The sequence below is a fragment of the Coprococcus sp. AF16-22 genome (assembly GCF_003461545.1).
Classification (GTDB): Bacteria; Bacillota; Clostridia; order Lachnospirales; family Lachnospiraceae; genus Coprococcus; species Coprococcus aceti.
Genome location: NZ_QTXH01000001.1, coordinates 282119 through 304114 on the forward strand (window position 1 = coordinate 282119; position 21996 = coordinate 304114).

Consider the following 21996-nt stretch of genomic DNA (forward strand, 5'->3'; position numbering starts at 1 on the left):
TTGAAAGATTATAAGGGGAATATCACATGAGAAAGCTGGTAGTTACACACTACGACAACAAAATATTACAGGCTGTTATACAGGATGGCAAAGTCACAGATCTTAACCTGTCAGAGGGCAGTACAGTCCTCGGCAATATCTATGTGGGCAAGGTGGCCAACATCGTAAACAATATAAATGCCTGCTTCGTGGATTACGGTGACAGACTTCCCTGCTACTACAGTCTGGATGACAATGATATTATATACGCCGATGGTAGGGAGCACACAAAGCTCAGGATCGGCGATGAGATAGTCGTTCAGATCAGCCGTGACGCAGTCAAGACCAAGAACCCTGTTGGTTCATCGGAGCTCACCCTCCGCGGGGATTACTGTGTGGTCCACACCGGGGAACAGATCGGTGTATCGAACAAGATAAGCAGCAGAAAGCTCCGGGACGAGCTTAAGGACATCGCGCGAAATACCCTCCCGGCGGGTATAGGTTGTATCATTAGGACAAATGCTGTGGATGCGGACCCTGAACTCATAAAACGTGAACTGAATGAGCTGGGCGGTCGTCTCACACAGATCCTGAAGGCCGCAGCAACCAGAAAATGCTTTTCCTGTCTGTACCGGAATCCACCGGAATATATAGAAAACATAACTTTCATGGGAAGTAATAAGCTAGATTCACTGGTAACCGATGATGAAGAAATATTCCACGTATTTGAGGATTACATAGAGAAAAAACAGCCTGGAACAATAGACTTAACGCTTCATACCGATACAGAATGTCCGCTTACGGCAATCTACAATCTCAATAAAGAAGTGGAGGGAGCTCTAAAGGAGAGAGTATGGCTTAAGTCAGGTGCCTACCTTATAATCCAGCAGACTGAGGCCATGGTAGTTGTGGATGTGAATACAGGCAAGGCTATATCAGGCAGAGATATGGAACAGCACATGCTGAAGGTCAACACCGAGGCGGCCATCGAAACCTGCCGTCAGTTAAGACTCCGCAATCTGTCAGGGATAGTAGTCATAGACTTTATAAACATGAAGAATCCCGATGATATTCTCAGGATACGTGATACCCTGATAAGAGAGCTGGCAGACGATCCTGTACCAGCCAAATTCGTAGATATCACCAAGCTTGGACTTATAGAGCTGACCAGAAAGAAGTTAAAGAGACCGCTTCACGAAATGGTTAAGCTTTGATGAAAATAAATCAAAAAATATTGTAAAAATATATCAGAAAATTATTGACAAATAATCATCTCAATGGTAGATTATATGAGTATGCCGCACAGTTAGGTATAAGTGTGTCAACAGACACCACCAAAACTGGCGAGTTTGATTAAGGAGGTATTAACCATGTACGCAATTATAGCAACAGGCGGTAAGCAGTACAAGGTAGCTGAAGGAGACGTGATCAAGGTTGAGAAGCTCGCAGCAGAGGCTGGAAGCGAAGTAACATTTGATGATGTTATCTTAGTAAGCACTGATTCAGACGTTAAGTGTGGAGATGCAGTTGCTAATGCATCTGTAACAGCATCAGTAGTTGGTGAAGGCAAGTCTAAGAAAGTTATTGTTTACAAGTACAAGAGAAAGACTGGCTATCACAAGAAGAATGGTCACAGACAGTCATATACTAAGGTTGAGATCAAGAAGATCAACGCTTAATTGGTATTGATTGTATCGATTATAAGACATGATTGATGTAGTTATTTATCAGAACAGCAATTCGGAATATATAGGATTTAAGACAGATGGACATGCGGAATATGATGATCCCGGACAAGATATCGTCTGTAGCGCAGTTTCAGCGATCACGATAACCATCCTGAACTCTGTTGAGAAGCTTTCAGATGTGAATTTCACACTTGACTGCGATCAGGAGAGTGGACATATGGATTTCATATTCACAGAGGAGCCGGATATCAAGGCACAGACTTTGATGCAGGCGCTTGTGATCGGTATATCCGGAATCGAAGAATCCTATGGCGATTATATTTGTATGACCTTTAAGGAGGTGTAATTGACATGATGAAGATGGAACTTCAGTTTTTCGCTCATAAGAAAGGTGTAGGTTCTACAAAGAACGGCAGAGACTCAGAGTCCAAGAGACTTGGCGCTAAGAGAGCTGACGGTCAGTTCGTAAAGGCTGGTAACATCCTTTACAGACAGCGTGGAACAAAGATTCATCCAGGTCTTAACGTTGGTATCGGCGGAGATGACACACTGTTCGCTACAGCTGATGGTATCGTTAGATTTGAGAGAAAGGGTAGAGACAAGAAGCAGGTTTCTATCTATCCAGTAGTTAACGAGTAATATTGGATATATATAAGTAATACTATCAAGAGACTGGAGTAATTATTATTATTCCAGTCTTTTTTTACAGACAAAAGTGCAGATATGGGGTATACTATGAAATAGTGTGCAGATGTATCTGCAGAACTTGACACAGGTAGTTTAGACATTGAATATTCGGTATAGAATATCTGACATAGAAAGGCGGTATATTATGTTTGCCGATAGAGCCAGAATATATGTGAGATCAGGCAAGGGCGGTGACGGACATGTATCCTTCAGAAGAGAGAAATATGTTCCAAACGGCGGTCCTGACGGCGGTGACGGAGGTAATGGCGGTGACGTTATCTTTGTTGTCGACGAGGGAATGAACACGCTCACTAACTATAGACATGTGACAAAATACAAAGCCGGAGACGGTGAAGAGGGCGGCAAGAAGAACTGCCATGGCAGCAATGGTGCCGATATCGTGCTCAAGGTTCCACCTGGAACTGTTGTCAAAGATTCAGAGACAGGTAAGGTTATTCTCGATATGGCCTACAAGAAGGAACCTGTTGTTTTCCTTAAAGGAGGCCGTGGTGGCCGTGGCAACAGAACATATGTAACTTCGACCATGCAGGCGCCAAAGTATGCACAGCCTGGTCAGCCAGCCAAGGAGCTTACAGTAGATCTTGAACTCAAGTGTATTGCTGACGTAGGACTTGTCGGATACCCAAGTGTAGGTAAATCAACCTTCCTTGCAAGAGTTACGAATGCCCGTCCTAAGATCGCGGCATATCATTTTACCACTTTAGTTCCGAACCTGGGTGTGGTGGATCTCGGGGATAAGAACGGCTTCGTGATCGCAGACATTCCAGGCATAATTGAAGGTGCGTCAGAAGGAACAGGTCTTGGACTTCAGTTCTTAAGACATATAGAGCGTACAAAGGTTATAATCCACATCGTGGATGCAGCCTCGGTGGATGGAAGAGATCCGATCAATGATATCCACGTAATCAATGAAGAGCTCAAGAAGTACAATAAAGACATCGAGAACCGTCCACAGGTTATAGCAGCCAACAAGGTCGATCTTCTGGATGATATGGGCTATGAGACTGTCATAGAGATGCTTAAGGAGGAATTCCCGGAGGATGAAGGATATAAGATATTCCCTATATCTGCAGTATCAGGAAAGGGTATCAATGAACTTCTCTGGTATGTCAATGACCTTGTAAAGCAGTCTCCAAGGGAGATCATCGAATTTGAACCTGAGATAGATCTGTCCATGCAGGATGATCCTGAGCTTCCATTTGAAGTCAGAAAGTCAGACGAGGAGGAGGGTGTATATATCGTCGAGGGTCCACGAATCGAGAAGATGCTCGGATATACGAACCTTGAATCTGAGAAGGGCTTTGATTTCTTCCAGAAGTTCCTCAGAGACAATGGAATACTTGCACAGCTTGAGGAGCTTGGCTGTGTAGACGGAGATACTGTAAGAATGTATTTCCTTGAATTTGATTATTATAAGTAAAGGAATAAACACGTATGAATAGCAAACAGAGAGCATATTTAAAGGGGCTGGCACAGACCATCCAGCCTATACTCAACATAGGCAAATCATCACTCACACCTGAGTTCACAGAATCTGTTGCAGAGGCTCTTGAGGCGAGAGAACTAATCAAGATCTCTGTTCTCAAGAACTGTCTTGACGATCCTCGTGAGATAGCAGCTATGCTCGGTGAGAGAACCCACTCACAGGTAGTTCAGGTGATCGGCAGAAAGATCGTTCTGTACAAGGAGTCAAAGGAACATAAGAAAATCGAACTTCCATAGGGGGGAATAAGCCATGCTGGCACAAAAAGCAGGACATGTAGGTATACTCGGCGGAACATTCAATCCTATACACTATGGACATATAGAGCTTGGCGTACAGGCACTGGAACAGTTTAGACTGGATAAAGTGCTTGTGATGCCCAACAATAAGCCTGGTTATAAAGATATTTCCAACGAAGTTACAACAGATCACCGGGTCAACATGATAAAACTTGCCATAGATGGCATAAAAGGGTTGGAGTATTCTGATTTTGAGCTCAGACGTCCCGGGATCACATACACCTCAGATACGCTTGAGGCCCTTCATGAGTTATATCCTGACGTTCACTGGTATTTTATCATGGGCGGGGATTCCATTATGTATTTTGACCACTGGCACAGACCTGACATCATATCAAGGCATGCAACGCTGCTTGTCACAACAAGAAGTGGAGCTCCTGAGGATATGATCAACGACAAGATAGCAAGCCTGCAAAGCCTGTTTCCGGCTTCTGATATCCGCCGGGAGTACATCCACCAGCACGATATATCCTCAAGTGATATAAGAGCTGCTGTGCGGTCAGGAGAAGATATCAGGGATATGGTTCCCGACAGCGTGATAACATATATCAGGGACAATGGTCTATATCACGTTTGATCTGGCAGGTATAACAACATATATTGAATATTACTTATACTTGAACATTTGCAACAGATAGGAGATAAGATGAACAGATTTGAGATGCGTGAGCGCCTTGAAAACAAGCTCACAAAGAAAAGATTTGAACATTCACTTGGTGTGGAATATGTATCAGGCTGCCTGGCCATGGTTCACGGAGCAGATGTGAACAAAGCTTTGACTGCCGGACTTCTACATGACTGCGCCAAATGTCTGCCTGCAGACGAGAAGATAGCAAGATGCCAAAAACACGGACTTCCAATAAGCCAGGTCGAATTTGCTAACCCTGAGCTTTTACACGCAAAGCTGGGAGCATATTACGCAAGAGAAAAATACGGAGTTGACGATGAGGACATCCGATCGGCTATAGAATTCCATACCACTGGAAGACCGGCTATGTCGCTTCTGGAAAAGATTGTTTTTGTGGCTGACTATATAGAGCCGAACCGTAAGCCTTTGCCGGAGATAGATGAAATAAGAAATGAGGCATTCTCCGATATTGACGCTTCGGTGGCCCACATATTAAAGAATACTTTAACTTATCTGGACAGTGGTAGCTGTGGAGACACGGACGAAATGTCTGTCCGGACATATAAATATTATACATCATTGAACAGTGAGGACTAATATGGCAGATTCCAGAGAGATGCTCAAGATAGCATGTGCTGCTCTTGAGGATAAAAAAGCATTTGACATTAAGATCATAGACATAAGCAGAATTTCAACCTTATGTGATTATATAGTGATAGCTGACGGAACAAATAAAAAACAGGTTCAGGCACTCAGCGATAATGTTGAGGACAATATGCACGAAGCTGGATATTCCCACAAGGGAGTGGAGGGATATTCTGAAGGTGGATGGATTTTGCTGGATTATTATGATATAATAATCCATATATTTTCTGAAGAATCAAGAAGATTCTACAACATAGAGAAGATATGGAGTGACGGAGATATTGTATCTCTGGACAGCATATAAGATATTCAGTTTAAAATAAGATTGGGTTGCAAGTAAGAATTTGGGGATTAAAACATGGAGAGTAACAGGCTATTAAGCGACAATTATATCAAGATCAATCATATTGCCTCCAAATGTATGAGGCTTTTTGCTATATTGATACTTTTATACTGGGTATTTACATATATTGGAGGGCAGTGCAATATAGTGCTCCTGTGTTCCTGCATGGGAGTATGCTGTATTCTGACCCTTATACCTACGATTTTTATTGATCTACTTAAGAACAATGAGGGCAAATGTATAAAATATGTGGTAATTGCATTGGCTGTACTCATATGCTCCATACTCAATACAACTTTATCGTACACAGCTATGATCGTCTGGATATTTCCTATGCTTGTAGCTTCCCTTTATTATAACAAGACAATGGTTCTCTATACTGCGCTTTTATCTACAGTCGGTGTATTCGCTGCAGATATAGTCAATTACAGATTATGTGATCTTGTTATTCCACCCGCACATGATGACTTTGCTGACAATATGATACTGGTCATAGCGCCATGTGTTATAGCCATTTTTATCATGTCATTTGTATCATATTTCATAGTATCAAGAAACTCAACAATGCTCAATAATGTTATAGACCATGCTGAAGAGGTCAAAACTAATCAGAAGGAACTCATATATGCGTTTGCCGAGCTCTCAGAGAGCAAGTCAAAATCAACAGGTGAGCACATCAAGAGAGTTGCAAAATACATGGAGGTTCTTGGAAAGGCATCCGGTTTTGATGACGATTATGTTGACATGCTTTCAACCGCAGCCATGATGCACGATATTGGCAAACTGATGATCAGCGAAGAAATACTCAACAAACCTTCCCGTCTTACAGATGAGGAGTTCGCCATTATGAAGAGTCATGTATTATATGGCGACGCACTTCTCTCAAAATGTCCGGGACAGATCCTTCAGATTGCAAGAACAATCGCCAAGGAACATCATGAGAAGTGGGATGGCTCTGGATATCTGCATATGAAGGGAGAAGAGATCGCATATATCAGCAGGCTTATGGCTGTATGTGATGTATTCGATGCCCTTACATCAGCAAGATACTACAAGAAAGGCTGGTCTATGGAGGAGGCTTATACCGAGATAGTAAGCCAGAGTGGTAAACAGTTTGATCCAAAGGTGGTATTATTATTCCAGGCTCATTTCAAGGAATTCAAACAGATAGCAGAACAGAATGCTGATAAGCACATATACTAAAATGTGATTACTTAAAAATAGGCTAAATATACATTAAGCTAATAGGCTAAAAAACTGTTTTTTATGGTTTTTTAGCCTATTTTTGTTGGATTTAGGCTTGAAATAAGCTAATTAATTGGTATAATGTAATTAACAAGTTGATATAAATTAACCATTTTGAAGTTAATTTACTTTTAATAAGCCCCCTCTTAAAAAATATGACATAAATTGATCCCCAGGTCATATACGTAAATGTTGCTGACGTATGTTGACCTGGGGATCTCTTTCTTAATGGATTTATTATATTATATTGTAATTACATCTGCCTAAATAATCCGATAACCTTTCCGAGTATATCGCAGTGGTCTACGATAATTGGATCCATATAATCATTCTCCGGCTGAAGTCTTATATGACCATTCTCCTTAAAATATCTCTTTACTGTAGCCCCGTCATCGATAAGTGCAACCACAATATCACGATTGGAAGCAGAAGAGCATTGTTCAACAATAAGGAGATCACCATCGTTGATTCCGATGTTGATCATACTTTCGCCCTTAACGCGAAGCATGAATGTCTGATTATTGGTGTTATGTAAATATTCCGGTGGAATAGGAAAATAATCCATAATATTCTGTGTGGCAAGGATAGGAAGTCCCGCTGCAACCTGTCCAACAACAGGTATATTAATAACCTCACGCCTTGACAATGCAAAATCATCATCTATTATCTCTATAGCCCTTGGTTTTGTTGGATCACGCCTTATATATCCGTTCTCCTCAAGAGATGCGAGATGGGCATGTACTGATGATGTAGACTTGAGTCCAACAGCCTTGCAGATCTCTCTTACTGAAGGTGGATAGCCTTTCTTAAGCTGTTCTTCCTTGATATATTCCAAAATCTCTGTCTGTTTATCAGATATCTTTCCTTTTCCCATGTATATTGAACCTCCACAAATAAATTCTATTTAACAAAATCTGTTATATACAAAATATGATAGCACATATGTTCTGATATTGCAAACGAATGTTCTGTTTTAATTTTGCTTTGTTTTGAATATTCTTGACCGGATCTATTCTTTCGTGGGAATAAAAATGGACACTTGATAGTGCATAATATAGGAGTATTAAGGATTCAGAGTTACAATACGAACTGCAGTCGTACAAGTGTTCGAAAATCACTTGACAACAAAACATCTGTTCGATATAATACGAACATAGTAACAAACATACGTTCAGGAGGGATAGATATGAATAGATTATTTAATTTCATTAGCAATAAAAAGGTGACAATAATTGTAGCCATAATCATAGCAGCAGTATTATATGTTTCGATCACACACATGGATGCATCCGAAGCTGATGCCACCAATGCCAGCACCAAGTATTACACATGTATATCCGTTGAGTCCGGCGATTCACTTTGGGATATAGCTCAGAAGTATATGACTGATGAATATACATCAACCCAGGATTATATCGATGAAGTTGTCTCGATCAACAATCTGAACAACGATTCATCGATAGTAGCCGGAACCAACCTGGTAATACCATATTATGAAGTGACTGATCTCAATTAAACAAGGAATTAGATGTTCTTGATCAACGCATATAGATTCTATTAAATGATAGATTCTATATGCGTTTTCTGTTTAGATTTTTGCTTAGAGAGTCGTAAGAATCAGTGAAAGCAGTGCAGTTGGAATGTATTTTAGTCTATATGTTTCTATTCGCTAAACTCAGGTTTTACGAAAAAATATAGCATATTTTATTAGATTATGCTATAATCCATTTAGCCATATACATGAATATGCCAACAAATTAACATATATCAGGAGGTTTCAAATATAACGATGCCAGCCAAGCCATACAACAAACAGGTCGATGAGAATAATATATTATTGCTCAGAGATATTCTTTCCGAGTTACCACAATACGCAACGATCGCTTTTCGTGGAATTGAGAATACTACATCCACAAGAACACGCCTTGGTTACGCCAGGGATATAAAAACATTCTACGAGTATTTATGTGAAAATAACCCATTCTTTCGTGATAAAACTCCACTTGATATTACTACTGAGGATCTCAGCAGACTTGAGGCCGAGGACATCGAGGAGTTCCTGCATGCCATGAAGCTTTACACTAAAAACGGACGTACATACACCAACGGTGAACAGGCGTTAAAACGCAAATTATCTGCACTCCGGGTATTTTTTGCATACCTGTATAAAAACGACCGTATAAGCTCAAACGCTGCAGAAAAGGTCGACATGCCAAAGATACACGATAAGAAAATTATACGAATGGAGCCAAACGAGGTTGCAGATTTTCTTGATAATGTTGAGTATGGCAGCGGCCTGACTGAACGCCAGAAAAAATATCATGAGAAAAATAAAGTCCGTGACCTGGCGCTTTTATCACTTATGCTCAGCACCGGCATGCGTGTATCCGAATGCGTTGGAATTGATATACGTGACGTTGACTTCGATAATATGCGGATTAAGATCGTTCGAAAAGGTGGCAAGGAGGCATACGTATACTTCAGTGATGAGGCAAGTGAAGCTTTGCTTGAATATCTTGATGAAAGGAAAAAACTGATACCGGAAAAAGGCCATGAGGATGCGTTATTTCTGTCCGGTCAATTAAAAAGAATATCTGTCAGATCAGTTGAGAATATTGTAAAAAAATACTCTCTTACCTCCGTTCCTTTAAAGCATATAACACCTCACAAACTCAGGAGTACGTTTGGCACTGAGCTTTATAGGGCTACAGACGACATATACCTGGTGGCGGACGTATTAGGCCACTCGGATGTAAATACAACAAGAAAACACTACGCTGATATGGATGAGGACAGAAAACGTCGTTTCAGGAACGAAGTACAGCTTCGTGAAAAACGCACAATTAAACCATAATAATATTATGTTAACTTAAGGAGTATTTTTATGAAATCACAAAAGCTTTTATCATATACAAGACGAGCTATAACTGATTACGATATGATCAGTCCCGGTGACAAGATAGCCATAGGAATATCCGGAGGCAAAGACAGTCTGACACTTTTATATGCAATGTCCAAACTGAAAAAGTTTTATCCCATACCATTTGAAATTGAAGCTATAACCGTAGATCTTGGATTTAAGGATTTTGACACGTCCAGACTTAAGGAATATTGCGAGTCACTTGGAGTCAATTACACGGTTTGCAAAACTCATATAGGCGAGATCGTTTTCGATTACAGGAAGGAACCTAATCCATGTTCACTCTGCAGCCGTATGCGTAAAGGAGCCTTCAATGATTGTGCTGCAGAACTTGGCTGCAACAAGATCGCATATGCCCATCACAAGGATGACGTTATAGACAGCTTCCTGATGTCCATGCTGTATGAGGGGCGCATTCACACCTTCTCTCCTGTCACTCATCTGGAGAAATCAGGAGTCACACTCATAAGACCTCTTATATACGCCCTGGAAGGCGAAATAAGAGCATTTGCACGCGCCAACGATCTTCCAGTCTGCAAGAACCCTTGTCCCGCTGACGGCGTCACAAAGCGTCAGGAAAGCAAAGACATTATAGACGAACTCAAAGTACGCGTGCCTGATGTAAAAGATCGTATATTTTCCTCCATCGAGGGTGCCGGAATAGACGGGTGGTCAAGGCACTGATTAATAGCTTATGGATATAAAAAATGAATCCAATCACAAAACAAAAATGACAGTAAGCGTTTAACAAACAACCTACTGTCATTTTTATATACAAGATTTTATAATGACATTATTATGATGATATATTACAATTTTCAATAATAATCATGACTGAGATCAATAATTATTTACAATGTCATATAACAGATCTATCGTCTTATCTATGCCGTACTTCGAAGTATTGATACATATGTCGTATCCCTTCATCTCGCCCCATCTCTTGGATGTATAATAGTTGTAATATGAAGCTCTTGCCTTGTCTTCCTTCTTGATCATATCCTTGGCCTTCGATTCACTTATGTTGTACTTCTTGGCGATTCTGGCTGTTCTGTCATCCATGTCTGCATACAGGAATATATTCACCACGTTGTCCAGATCCCTGAGTGCGTAATCAGCACATCTGCCGACAAATACACATGAACCATCTTTCTCTGCAAGATTCTTGATGGTGTCAAATGCCGCAAGGAAAACTTTGTGGTTGAGAGGAAGCTCTGTTGAACTGCCAAATCCCAGTGAATATGGATCCATCACCAGTGAGTAAAGAAAGCTATTCGTAGGCTTTTCGTCAAAGCTGTCAAAAATCTCTTCACATATTCCACTGTTCTTTGCTGCTTCTTTAAGTAACTCCTTGTCGTAAAATGGTATGTTCATCTTTTCTGCAAGAGCTTCTCCGATCTGCTTGCCTCCACTTCCGAACTGTCTACCTATAGTAATAATCTTCTTCTCTGCCATAGTAACCACTCCCATCTTCTCGTATTCTCCATGTAAAAAATATCAAAATATATTACTTATGTACAAAATACTTAAATTCCTATATGGGTTATTATAACATTTATACAATAAACTGTAAATAAAAAAGTATAGACAATTGCACGTAATTTGTGACAATTGTCTATACTCGTTTGTTACATTATATTAATTTAACAGTTTTAGCTTCTTTATAAGATCTTCAAAATATTCCGGCAGATCAGCCTTGAACTCAACGTATTCCCCGGTTGAGGGATGTTCAAAACCGAGAATACCAGCATGCAGCGTCTGTCCCTGCAGCTTAAACGGACATTTCTTCGGTCCATAAACTTCATCCCCAAGTATGGGATGTCCAATGGATGCCATATGAACTCGGATCTGATGTGTCCTGCCGGTCTCAAGCTGACACTCAATAAAGGTATACTTTCCTCCAAAACGCTCCAGAACCCTGTAATGTGTGACGGCATGTCTGCCATTTCTGGTATTGATCGCCATCTTCTTCCGATCCTTAGGACTTCTTCCGATCGGCGCATCCACAGTACCATCATCCTGTGCGATATTTCCATGGACTATGGCATAATACTTTCTGGTTATACTATGCTCGTGAAGCTGCTCAGACAATGATCTATGGGCATTATCGTTCTTACACACCACAAGTACACCTGTTGTATCCATATCTATCCTGTGAACGATTCCCGGCCTGAATTCTCCATTTATACCGGAAAGGGAATCCTTAAAATGGTACATCAGTCCGTTGACCAGAGTCCCACTGTAGTGTCCCGGTGCCGGATGAACCACCATTCCCTTTGGTTTATTCACAAGTATCACGTCATCATCCTCATATATGATGTCGAGCGGTATATTCTCAGGCTCAATGTCAATGCTGACCGGATCCGGCACAGATATATCAAAAATATCTCCGGTACGTACACTGTAGCTCGGCTTTGAAGCCTTACCGTTGACCTGAATATATCCGTCATCAAATAACTTCTTTATGAAAGATCTCGAATAATCGCTGAAATACCCGCTGAGAACCTTGTCTATTCTTTTCCCTGCCCAGTCGCCGCTGGCTTCGATGTTATATTCTTCCATATACTATTCCTGTCCATCTGTCTGTTTTTGGTGTATGATCTCTGAGAGCTCATCATCCTTATACTTGAACAGCACCAGAATAACTATAACAATAAAACTGCATGTGACAAATATATCTGCGACATTGAATACCGGGAAGTTAATAAGGCAGAAGTCAAACATGTCAACCACATATCCACGGGCAACTCTGTCGATCATATTGCCGACAGCTCCCGATATGAGAAATACCAGTGATATCCTGAGCGGTGTATATTTCTTTTCCTGATTGCCTGCAAGCCTGATGTATACATATATAGCCGCAAGCAGGATAACAAATGTTATCGCAAGCAGGAAAACGATCTTACCTGAGAAACTTCCCCAGGCCGCACCTCTGTTCTGAACATAGTTGAGCTGGAAAATTCCATCGATTATTTTCCTTGTCTGTCCAACCTGAAAGTTGGTTGATATGAGATGTTTCACCAGTTGATCTAAAGCTGTAAGAATAATAATGGCAAGTATAGCCATCGGTATTCTCTTTTTCATAATATCCGTTCCTCCTTTGAACATCAATGCCACTCAAATGCCTTTTTCATATCATCAGGAACGACATTGGTATTGATATATGCATCGCCAATAGTGTGAAGAAGGATAAATTTTATCTTGTCCCCAACCATCTTCTTATCGTTCTTAGTGTACTCTATGACAGCATCTGCATCGACAGGGTAGTCCTTGAGAGTAGGGAAACCAAACATATCAAATGCATGTATGATCTTATGAAGCTCGTCCTCTGTGATGTCACCCCTATTGTATGAGATAACAGACGCAAGGCAGCATCCGATGCCGACACATGCCCCATGACTCAGCTTAAGGTCGAGGTATCTCTCTATGGCATGTCCAAGAGTATGTCCAAAATTGAGCAGAGCTCTGTCGCCCTTCTCCGTAGGATCGTTCTCCACAACAACTCTCTTGATGTTGCAGCTCACCCTGATCATCTCCATCAGGACATCCTTATCCCTTGCAAGTATTCTGTCGTGGTTTTCTATAAGCCAGTCAAAATATGCAGAATCCTTTATGAGTCCATGTTTTATGATCTCTCCCATTCCCGAAATAAACTGCTCATCGGATAACGTGGTGAGTGTTGACACATTGATATACACAAGCTTTGGCATGTGAAAGGCTCCGACCATGTTCTTATATGAATCAAAGTCAACGCCTGTCTTTCCACCAATACTGCTGTCCACCTGTGCCAGAAGACTTGTAGGTATCTGTACAAAGTCTATGCCTCTGAGATACGTTGCAGCAGTAAATCCGGTTATATCGCCCGTCACGCCGCCTCCAAGAGCCACCAGAAGATCTTTTCTGTCAAACTTTGCAAGAATAAGCTTCTCGTAGATCATCTTTACTGTATCAAGATTCTTCTGAGACTCACCGGCCTCAAATATAATAGATATCAATTCTTTGCATTTTCCATCAAGCTGATTCCTGATCTCATCGAGATAAAGAGGCGCAACATTACTCTCTGTAACGATACATACCCTTCTATCAGCAATTCCCTGTCCGGCTAAAAGCTCAGGCAGGGAATTAAAATCGTTTGCAAAGAAAATGTCATAGATTGGTTCATCATTCAGATGAACTGTGAGTGCATTACACATATAAACATTCTCCATTAGTATAAAATATATTGTTAGTTTCCAAATGGATTAACAAATGACTTACCGCCAAGATTCTTTGTGTATACAGACGAATCACTTGTAACACTTCCGCCACCGGCACCGCCAAGTGTTGAATCACCCATGGCTGAGCCGCCTCCTGATCCGAGAGTTGATTCCTCGCGGCCCTGTGGATCGCCGTCATAGGAGTTCATAAACGAATTCATAGCTGCGCTCTGTGTCGACTGTGAATAAGAAGCATTTGAACTGCCCTCGCTTAATACATCGTCGAAATTAAGTCCCATCTCCTCATTGATAGGATTCTGGGCAAGGTAATTCATATGGGCTTCCATCAGAGCCTTGAATGCACATACATAGTCCTTGTACTGCTGTTTTATTCCATCAATACTTCCCTCTATGCGCTCAAGCTCCTCCCTGGCCTCCTGCACTATATTATTAGCCTTGATCTTGGCATCATTCTCTATCAGTCTCGCCTTATCAGTGGCGTTCTTTGTAGACTCCTCAGCATTCTTCTCTGCTAGCATGAGAGATTTCTGGAGCTTTGACTCGGTTGTTCTGTAATGTACTAAACTGTCAGTCAGAGTTTTCACCTGATTGGTAAGATCTGCATTGGACTTATACAGTTCTGTGTAGCTGAGCACAACTATGTCAAAAAATGCATCTACATCTTTTCGCGCATATCCCATTCCATGCGTGAACTTCTTCTGTTGTAAATCAACTGGTGTAAGCATATGTAATCCCCCGTAAAAACATATATTAATAAGTTGCCTTACTTGAAAGAGTTTCCCCCTGAAGAGATCCTCCAGCCAATTCCTCTCTTAAATCACCAGATACGTAGGTTCCATTAGGTGTGGCAAGGAATATGTTGCCCGAAATAGCCTGAAACAGACCATCCACAGCATAACTTGCTCCTCCAATGAAATCCGCTATTCTCTGTGCAGTTGGAAGATCAAGATCCTCCATGTTTATTACGATTATCTGTCCTCGATTGAGATGATCGATTATCATCTGCGCATCGTCAAACTCGTCCGGCTTGATAACAAATACTTCACTGTCATCCATTGCTCTGGATCTGCTGTTGATCGATACGAGCTTTCCATTACCTGCTCCTGACTGCTGACCATGAGAAGATCTTGCAGCTTTTGATCTGGCCGATCCATTGTCAGATGATGCAGAACCTTTGTACTTATTAAAGGACTTGAGCGGTGAAGCCTTCACTCTGGACTCTGTCTGAGGCGCATCGTAATCATCCTCATCATCGTACTCATCGTCTAAGCGATCGTCCATATCGTCTTCATCTTCATAGTCATCTTCATCTTCATCAAACAAATCATCATCAAAGTCATCGTCGCTTGAATCACTTAATTTGAAATAATCAAGAAAACTTTTCTTTGTATTTCCCTTTGCCATGATTGTTCTCCTTTAAATATTATAATTTCTGGCACCGAATATTCCCGTGCCAACTCTAACCAACGTTGCACCTTCTTCAACTGCAACTTCATAGTCGTTTGTCATACCCATCGACAAGACACTCATATCGATATTATCAATGCTTTTAGATTGTATGTCAAGTGATAAATCTTTCAATTTGCGGAAATAGACCCTGTTGTCCTCGGGATCATCCACAAATGGAGCGATAGTCATAAGACCCTTAACCCTGATATGAGGGAAATCTTTTATCTCCTGGATAAGCGGAAGTACCTCGTCGCATGACAGTCCAAATTTTGTTTCTTCCTGTGCAACATTTACCTCAATGAGAATATTGACTGTGACATCATGCTTTGCAGCCTCCTTCTCAATGGTTTTGGCAAGATTTAACGAATCAACGGAGTGTATCATACACACCTTATCTACAATGTATTTTACCTTGTTCGTCTGCAGGTGACCTATCATATGCCAGTTTACAGGTCTTGAGACATTCTCGTATTTGTCCACAAGCTCCTGAACCTTATTCTCACCAAAATCAACGGCATTCGTATCACTGAGCAATTCCTCTATATCTGACAAAGGCTTTGTCTTGCTAACGGCGATCAGAGTGACATCCTCCGGTGATCTGCCGGCCTTTTCACATGCCCTGACTATGTTCTCTTTTACTTTTTCGTAATTTTCTTTAAGCATATTATCATCTCCTGTGTCTGTACTATTGATATATAAGCTCTCCCTCTTTCATGGAATGTCCGTCCAGTAATATTCTGTCATATCTGGATATTCCATATGAAAGATCCGGCTTGATGATCGAGTAATCATCACCCGATACGATAACCTCTATTCTTCTGAATTCCGCAGTTCCTCTTGATACACACAGAACACCATCCATCGTATACTTGGCGGCTGTGGCAACGGAAAATGTCTCCTTGGAATTATTCTTCTGCAGTACCGCATCTGAATCTATACTTGACGGATCAACATAACAGAATCTCTTGTCGGTAAAATATATTATCGGTGATATCTGTTTTATTGAAGTGCTTCCCGAATTGCCATATGTTACCTGATTAAAATGAGTCAGATCTGAATCACCACTGCCTCCTGTCAGGTAATCCACAGGTATCATATATACATCCTTTGTTATTACGGATGAAGCCGGTATCTTCAGACCGCTGGATTCCTCGAACATGAAGTTGATGTCCAGAAATCTTTCATTTACATACTGCGCGATATATTTGTTGAATGATACCACTATATAATAATGACCATCTTTTTCGATCTTATCGTATGTCGATCTGATCTTTCTGCTCGAATTATTGATGGTAAATGAAGCGTATTCATTCTGTGTAACCTTGTCAAATTCATCCTTGCTGAGCGATATGGCAATATTCCATTCCTCATCGTTGATAAGCTTACATACAGCGCTGCCCGCAGAAACCTGGCCATCTGACTTGAGTGACTGTTTTGTATACACAGTTTTATCAAAAAGCTCAGGTGTCAGATTCTTCACATCGACGCTCTCATATCCATCCTGATAGTATGTGACAAGTCCGCTGAATGGCGCCTTCTGGGCATCAAGTGAAAATGATGAAGAACCATTGCTGACCTGCTCAAGAGCAAGCTCCTCATAGAGCTCTAAAAGCTTGTTGTCGATGCTTGTCTTGAAATTATATACATTACCAAAATTGGATGCCGAAAATCCATTTTTGAACATCTTTATCTGATTGTTCAGACTTGTGTAATCTGCGCTCGTGAGAAGTGCTGAACCATTCTCCTGCATGTCGCTCATTGCTGCCTGCATGGAGCCCGAGCTGTCAATGGCATATATATTTGCACCCTTGGATACCTTCTCGCCATCTCTTATATAGTAGCATGGTGTTCCCGTCGCCGAGGCGGTTATGACAGTCTCACTTCTTACCGCAAGCCCTGTAGCCGTGAAATCAGTATCGTACGTACTCTGCTCAACCGTGAATATTATCGGATCAGAATCATTAACATACGCAACGACCCTGATGAGTATATATATGAATACGAGTGCAAAAAGGAATGTTCCAAAGCCCGGCATTTTAAGCTTTGGAAGTTCGATCTTTGTCTTTTGTTTTTTTCGTTTTATTGTCGCCATAATATGTCTCCCGTAATTTACTCTGGCACAGAAAATGGCTGGCAACATACATATGCCAACCACATTCTATCTGAAATATAAGGCGGCATCCAGCTTATAATGCCGCAATAACGCAGTCCTTGAAATCCTCTGGTACGTCATTGACATCTGTTGCCAGACAGATCACTATATCAACATTGAACATATCGGATATGTTCTTTATCTCGTCCAATGCCTCAACGATATGTGACTCTCCAACGTATGCAACCGTCTTAAAATTATCTATATAAATCTTCTCAATATCACTGTTCTGGGAGATTATTCCTCGCACGAATCCGGTGAACGAATCCAGCTTGCTAATTCCATAGCTTGTACAGTTGATCATCTTGACTCTGTTGCTGAGCTCATAGAGATGCTTGTTGTTATTATCAAGAAATACTACCGTACCGGAAACAACCTTTACTTCATTGTTGACCTTATCTATCAGTGCCTTTGTCTTTCCCTTACCCTTATCTCCTGCAATAATGTGAATCATTTTTCATGCCTCCTGAATCTTGATGTAAAATTTATACAAATAATGTCCGTATCATATATGTCAGATACACACATCACTTTGCCTTATTTATAAGTTCAGTCATGGCGCTGTACAGTGCCTCTTTTCCATCTGCTCCGGCTACAAGAGCAATATACTCTTCACCGGTGGAATCGTTCTTAAGCTCCATGATAAGACAGTTGAGTGCCTCCTCTGTGGTTCCGGTCTTCCACGAACCTATCGAGTATCCATCTGGAAAATTTACCTCACCAGTTAAGAATTCATTTGTCGGCTCTATGGTTACCACCTGTTTATTGCCATCTGCATCCGTGTATGTGAAATCATATGTATCAAGTGAATCTATCACATACGCAAGGTCATGCTTTGAAAATTCCTTTATTATAAGATACAGATCATACGCTGTAGTGTAATGGTCATCGTCGTGAAGTCCATGACAGTTGACAAAGTGGGTATTTGTAGCACCAATCTCCTTCGCCTTTTCATTCATCATGTCACAAAATGCTGATTCGCTGCCGGCTATCAGCTCTGCAAGTATAACACCACAGTCATTGTATGATGTTATCATGAGACCGTACAGCAGGTTCTTGACCGTCAGGCTGCAGCCTCCGACCAGGTCACTGGCCATGGCATCCCAATCGTCAAATGTTACCTTTCTGTTGAGAGTTACCACATCGTCAAGGGATATATCTCCCTTTTCTATGCTCTCCATAACGAGTATACCTGTCATGATCTTGGTCATACTTGCCGGATATATCTTTCCATGTACATTATGAGCCACTATGGTATCCTTGGTCGTCTCATCGACAAGCATAGCGGCATAACATCCGTTGTAGTTTGCGGCATCTATCTCCTCGCCCTGTGCTATCACAGCGTTATCGTATGCCATTCCGAGCTCCCCATACACCGGAAGATCAGGCAACACACCTATGTCGAGCTGTTTTCCAGCTTTGTAGGTCTTGCTTCCGCAGCCGGTCAGAAGAACCATCGACAACACAAGTATCAAAGAGATACTTCTTCGCATGTATTTTCCTATTCTGCTTTGATTAAACATAATATAACCTCCGAAATATATTCAACAGCCTGATAACGGTGCTGAAATATATTTACTTGTAGAATTCACGCCAGTCAAGATCTCCTCTGTCAAGTGCCAGTATAAGAAGCTCGGCAGTTGCCAGATTAGTCGCAAGCGGAATATTATGTGTATCACACAATGTAAATATGTTGTTTATATCAGGTTCATGATTCTTTGGATGAAGCGGATCTCTCAGAAAGATTACCATATCGATGTCATTGTTCTCTATCTGTGATCCGAGCTGCTGCTCACCGCCAAGATGTCCTGCAATATATTTGTGAACTGTAAGATTGGTAACCTCCTCAATAAGTCTTCCGGTAGTTCCTGTTGCGTAAAGCTCATGCTTATTAAGAATTCCTCTATATGCTATACAGAAGTTCTGCATCAGTTTTTTCTTAGCATCATGTGCTATCAAACCAATATTCATGAAAATCCTCCTAATACTTTTTCTTTTGCAAATTTATATTGAGAACCATGCCCATTCCGGCACACAAACTGACGAGTGAACTCAGTCCGTAACTTATGAATGGCAAAGGTAATCCCGTGTTCGGAAGTATGGATGTGGCAACACCAATATTGATAAATGACTGGATGCTGACCAGCGCTGCCATACCTGTTGCTATATACATTCCCTTTTTATCACCGGAACGCCTAGCAACCCTAATACATTGTAACACTATGAGCAGTAAAATTGCAATAATAATAACACTTCCGATGAAACCTAATTCTTCTCCCACTGCCGAGAATATAAAGTCTGTCTGCTGCTCAGATATGAGATTTGTATCTTTTACGGTTGCCACATCAGAGCTGTTGATCCCCTTACCGGTCAACTGTCCCGATCCTATGGCCATGATCGAGTTGTTCTGCTGATCCTGGGTGGATCCGCCTCCATACATATGTCCAAGTATACGCTGTCTCTGATATCCGTTCAGAAACTGAGGCAGGTTGTCCTGCTGGATATACCAGAAGAAGCCTCCAAAGAATGGTATGAGTATCAGTACCGCAATACCTATTATCTTGAGTGAGAGCCCCGCTATAAATATGACTATAAACAATGTTGCACATATACATATCGTGGTTGAAAGATCCGGCTCGGCAAATATAAGTCCGATCGGTATTGCAAGGAAAGCTGCAAGCTTCAGCAGCGTCTTTGCCGTGTTCAGATCATCCGCATGTTTTTCAAGAAAAACAGCCGTGCAGATTATCAGTATTATCTTGGCAAACTCCGATGGCTGTATGGTAAATGAATCGGATATCTGGAACCATCTGCTGGCTCCATGGGAATCCGCACCTGATCCTGCCACCAGTACAAGTCCCAGCAGCACTATATTTGCAGCGTATAGTACCATGTAGTATTTGCATATGAAATTATAGTCTATGAGTGATACTATTATCATTCCCAGTATACACACCCCGGCACCGATCAACTGCTTTGTGAGTTTTGTCTCATCTACGCTCACTATGATCACAGTACCCATGGCCATGGCTGCTATTATCAGGAAAAACAATTTGAAATTGTAATCCAGTATACTGTATTTTTTTTGATCCTGATCAAGACTGAATTGTTTTAAGTTCAGTTGATCCTTCTTGAATAAGTTCATAATTCACTGATCCTCGTCCTATTGTTCTGTATGTATATTCGTTATCCTTCTTCTCTGTATCCACGCTTAACAATGGAATATATGCCACTAGCATACGCTCCTTGACCTGGATATCGATATCTGATTCCTTTACATTGATGTATCTGTCTATCTCCTGCTTTATGGTATGCTTCATATCGTCCAGGAAATCCGGATTACACCCTATCCTGTCTGAAGCCAGCATGCTTATAAGCCTTTCTTTGGCATAACTTCCTGTGTTATATAAATATATCTTATTCATCCCCATATTCCTCCCTTCAGGCTCTTTTACGTCTGAAAAGCGAACGCAGTGAGCGGTTCTTCCCTGAATAATAATCTTCAACTTCAAGGGAATCATCCACTATCTTTCTGCATATATTCATATATGCATGTCCCGATTTCGTGTTGCTGCACACGACCGGTTCTCCTTTGTTTGTCGATATGACTATGTCCTCATCATCGGCGATTACTCCAAGCAGATCCACTGCAAGTATATCAACCACATCATCGACGGACATCATATTGCCCTTTTTGACCATATCATATCTTATCCTGTTGATTATGAGGTGCTGTTTTTCAATTCCATACGCCTCGAGCAGACCGATTATCCTGTCTGCATCCCTTATGGCCGAGACCTCGGGAGTTGTCACTATGACAGCCCTGTCAGCAGCAGCTATGGCGTTCTTAAAGCCCTGTTCTATACCGGCCGGGCAGTCAATGATTATGTAGTCATACTCGTCTCTTATCTCGTCTATGAGCTTGATGATCTGTTCCGGGCTGACCGCTGTCTTATCCCTGGTCTGCGCGCAAGGCAGCAGGTACAGATTGTTGTAGTTCCTCGCCTTTATAAGAGCCTGCTTATATCTGCAGTTTCCCTCTATTACATCTATCAGATTATAGACTATGCGGTTTTCCAGGCCAAGCACAACATCCAGGTTTCTGAGACCTATATCTGTATCTATCATCACCACTCTGTTCCCGAGGGACGCAAGACCGGTTCCTATATTCGCCGATGTGGTCGTCTTGCCAACTCCGCCTTTTCCTGATGTAACAACAATAACTTCACACATAATAAAA

At 41.4% G+C, this 21996-nt stretch carries 28 protein-coding genes; 13 read left to right on the forward strand and 15 right to left on the reverse strand.

Annotated features, from left to right (window positions below; all coding sequences use genetic code 11):
* Positions 1-26 precede the first annotated feature (26 nt).
* The 10 genes from DWW60_RS01195 to DWW60_RS01240 all read left to right on the forward strand — a co-directional run bounded on the left by DWW60_RS01195 (position 27) and on the right by DWW60_RS01240 (position 6976).
* Positions 27-1193 (forward strand): ribonuclease E/G, encoded by a 1167-nt coding sequence (locus DWW60_RS01195; protein ID WP_055144434.1) that lies wholly within the window; start codon positions 27-29, stop codon positions 1191-1193.
* 156 nt (positions 1194-1349) lie between these two features.
* On the forward strand, positions 1350-1658 hold the full coding sequence (rplU, locus tag DWW60_RS01200; RefSeq protein WP_004850943.1) for a 50S ribosomal protein L21: 309 nt from the start codon (positions 1350-1352) through the stop codon (positions 1656-1658).
* 28 nt (positions 1659-1686) lie between these two features.
* Complete coding sequence (locus DWW60_RS01205; RefSeq protein ID WP_015534943.1) at positions 1687-2013, forward strand: ribosomal-processing cysteine protease Prp; 327 nt, start codon at positions 1687-1689, stop codon at positions 2011-2013.
* A 5-nt stretch (positions 2014-2018) separates the two neighbouring features.
* Positions 2019-2306 (forward strand): 50S ribosomal protein L27, encoded by a 288-nt coding sequence (gene rpmA, locus DWW60_RS01210; protein ID WP_004850948.1) that lies wholly within the window; start codon positions 2019-2021, stop codon positions 2304-2306.
* Between the two features lie 193 nt (positions 2307-2499).
* Positions 2500-3795, forward strand: a complete 1296-nt coding sequence (gene obgE, locus DWW60_RS01215) for a GTPase ObgE (protein ID WP_055144437.1) — start codon at positions 2500-2502, stop codon at positions 3793-3795.
* Between the two features lie 14 nt (positions 3796-3809).
* Positions 3810-4097 carry a ribosome assembly RNA-binding protein YhbY gene (gene yhbY, locus DWW60_RS01220; RefSeq protein ID WP_022216458.1) on the forward strand — a complete coding sequence of 96 codons (288 nt, stop codon included), beginning with the start codon at positions 3810-3812 and terminating at the stop codon, positions 4095-4097.
* A gap of 13 nt (positions 4098-4110) precedes the next feature.
* Complete coding sequence (gene nadD / locus DWW60_RS01225) at positions 4111-4734, forward strand: nicotinate (nicotinamide) nucleotide adenylyltransferase (protein ID WP_022216459.1); 624 nt, start codon at positions 4111-4113, stop codon at positions 4732-4734.
* Between the two features lie 69 nt (positions 4735-4803).
* Positions 4804-5382, forward strand: coding sequence for a bis(5'-nucleosyl)-tetraphosphatase (symmetrical) YqeK (gene yqeK / locus DWW60_RS01230; RefSeq protein ID WP_082419750.1), 579 nt, complete (start codon positions 4804-4806; stop codon positions 5380-5382).
* 1 nt (position 5383) lies between these two features.
* On the forward strand, positions 5384-5734 hold the full coding sequence (rsfS, locus tag DWW60_RS01235; protein WP_022216461.1) for a ribosome silencing factor: 351 nt from the start codon (positions 5384-5386) through the stop codon (positions 5732-5734).
* A gap of 54 nt (positions 5735-5788) precedes the next feature.
* Entirely contained in the window at positions 5789-6976 is a 1188-nt protein-coding gene (locus DWW60_RS01240; RefSeq protein ID WP_055222651.1) for an HD-GYP domain-containing protein, read from the forward strand.
* 295 nt (positions 6977-7271) lie between these two features.
* Here DWW60_RS01240 and lexA read toward each other — a convergent pair whose 3' ends face one another.
* On the reverse strand, positions 7272-7892 hold the full coding sequence (gene lexA / locus DWW60_RS01245) for a transcriptional repressor LexA (RefSeq protein WP_022216463.1): 621 nt from the start codon (positions 7890-7892) through the stop codon (positions 7272-7274).
* Positions 7893-8204: 312 nt separating this feature from the next.
* On the opposite strand from lexA, the gene yneA reads away from it, so the two are divergent.
* The 3 genes from yneA to DWW60_RS01260 all read left to right on the forward strand — a co-directional run bounded on the left by yneA (position 8205) and on the right by DWW60_RS01260 (position 10622).
* Positions 8205-8534: a cell division suppressor protein YneA gene (yneA, locus tag DWW60_RS01250; protein ID WP_015534940.1), complete on the forward strand. Its 330-nt coding sequence runs from the start codon at positions 8205-8207 to the stop codon at positions 8532-8534.
* A gap of 273 nt (positions 8535-8807) precedes the next feature.
* Positions 8808-9872 carry a tyrosine-type recombinase/integrase gene (locus tag DWW60_RS01255; protein ID WP_055144446.1) on the forward strand — a complete coding sequence of 355 codons (1065 nt, stop codon included), beginning with the start codon at positions 8808-8810 and terminating at the stop codon, positions 9870-9872.
* A 30-nt stretch (positions 9873-9902) separates the two neighbouring features.
* Positions 9903-10622, forward strand: coding sequence for a tRNA 2-thiocytidine biosynthesis TtcA family protein (locus tag DWW60_RS01260; RefSeq protein WP_117548961.1), 720 nt, complete (start codon positions 9903-9905; stop codon positions 10620-10622).
* 156 nt (positions 10623-10778) lie between these two features.
* Here the strand turns inward: DWW60_RS01260 and DWW60_RS01265 are convergent, their stop codons facing one another.
* The 14 genes from DWW60_RS01265 to minD all read right to left on the reverse strand — a co-directional run bounded on the left by DWW60_RS01265 (position 10779) and on the right by minD (position 21989).
* Positions 10779-11393, reverse strand: a complete 615-nt coding sequence (locus tag DWW60_RS01265; protein WP_238050269.1) for a cytidylate kinase-like family protein — start codon at positions 11391-11393, stop codon at positions 10779-10781.
* A 183-nt stretch (positions 11394-11576) separates the two neighbouring features.
* Positions 11577-12500 (reverse strand): RluA family pseudouridine synthase, encoded by a 924-nt coding sequence (locus tag DWW60_RS01270; RefSeq protein ID WP_022216467.1) that lies wholly within the window; start codon positions 12498-12500, stop codon positions 11577-11579.
* Positions 12501-12503: 3 nt separating this feature from the next.
* Complete coding sequence (gene lspA / locus DWW60_RS01275) at positions 12504-13022, reverse strand: signal peptidase II (RefSeq protein ID WP_117874216.1); 519 nt, start codon at positions 13020-13022, stop codon at positions 12504-12506.
* 23 nt (positions 13023-13045) lie between these two features.
* The gene (gene aroB / locus DWW60_RS01280; protein WP_015534937.1) at positions 13046-14131 is read right to left on the reverse strand and encodes a 3-dehydroquinate synthase; all 1086 of its coding nucleotides are present in this window, start codon (positions 14129-14131) and stop codon (positions 13046-13048) included.
* A 32-nt stretch (positions 14132-14163) separates the two neighbouring features.
* Entirely contained in the window at positions 14164-14880 is a 717-nt protein-coding gene (locus tag DWW60_RS01285) for a DivIVA domain-containing protein (protein ID WP_015534936.1), read from the reverse strand.
* Between the two features lie 25 nt (positions 14881-14905).
* Positions 14906-15559, reverse strand: a complete 654-nt coding sequence (locus DWW60_RS01290) for a cell division protein SepF (RefSeq protein ID WP_015534935.1) — start codon at positions 15557-15559, stop codon at positions 14906-14908.
* Between the two features lie 12 nt (positions 15560-15571).
* Complete coding sequence (locus DWW60_RS01295) at positions 15572-16267, reverse strand: YggS family pyridoxal phosphate-dependent enzyme (protein ID WP_022216469.1); 696 nt, start codon at positions 16265-16267, stop codon at positions 15572-15574.
* Between the two features lie 22 nt (positions 16268-16289).
* Positions 16290-17696: an HlyD family efflux transporter periplasmic adaptor subunit gene (locus DWW60_RS01300; protein ID WP_117874217.1), complete on the reverse strand. Its 1407-nt coding sequence runs from the start codon at positions 17694-17696 to the stop codon at positions 16290-16292.
* Between the two features lie 94 nt (positions 17697-17790).
* Positions 17791-18210 carry a hypothetical protein gene (locus DWW60_RS01305; protein WP_015534931.1) on the reverse strand — a complete coding sequence of 140 codons (420 nt, stop codon included), beginning with the start codon at positions 18208-18210 and terminating at the stop codon, positions 17791-17793.
* 73 nt (positions 18211-18283) lie between these two features.
* Positions 18284-19279 carry a D-alanyl-D-alanine carboxypeptidase family protein gene (locus tag DWW60_RS01310; RefSeq protein ID WP_243002894.1) on the reverse strand — a complete coding sequence of 332 codons (996 nt, stop codon included), beginning with the start codon at positions 19277-19279 and terminating at the stop codon, positions 18284-18286.
* Between the two features lie 52 nt (positions 19280-19331).
* Positions 19332-19727, reverse strand: coding sequence for a methylglyoxal synthase (locus tag DWW60_RS01315; RefSeq protein ID WP_022216472.1), 396 nt, complete (start codon positions 19725-19727; stop codon positions 19332-19334).
* 10 nt (positions 19728-19737) lie between these two features.
* Complete coding sequence (locus DWW60_RS01320; RefSeq protein WP_117548965.1) at positions 19738-20901, reverse strand: FtsW/RodA/SpoVE family cell cycle protein; 1164 nt, start codon at positions 20899-20901, stop codon at positions 19738-19740.
* Positions 20852-21181 (reverse strand): cell division topological specificity factor MinE, encoded by a 330-nt coding sequence (locus DWW60_RS01325; RefSeq protein WP_117548966.1) that lies wholly within the window; start codon positions 21179-21181, stop codon positions 20852-20854. The genes DWW60_RS01320 and DWW60_RS01325 overlap by 50 nt, the downstream gene beginning before the upstream one ends.
* A gap of 16 nt (positions 21182-21197) precedes the next feature.
* Positions 21198-21989 (reverse strand): septum site-determining protein MinD, encoded by a 792-nt coding sequence (gene minD / locus DWW60_RS01330; protein ID WP_022216474.1) that lies wholly within the window; start codon positions 21987-21989, stop codon positions 21198-21200.
* Positions 21990-21996: the final 7 nt, after the last annotated feature.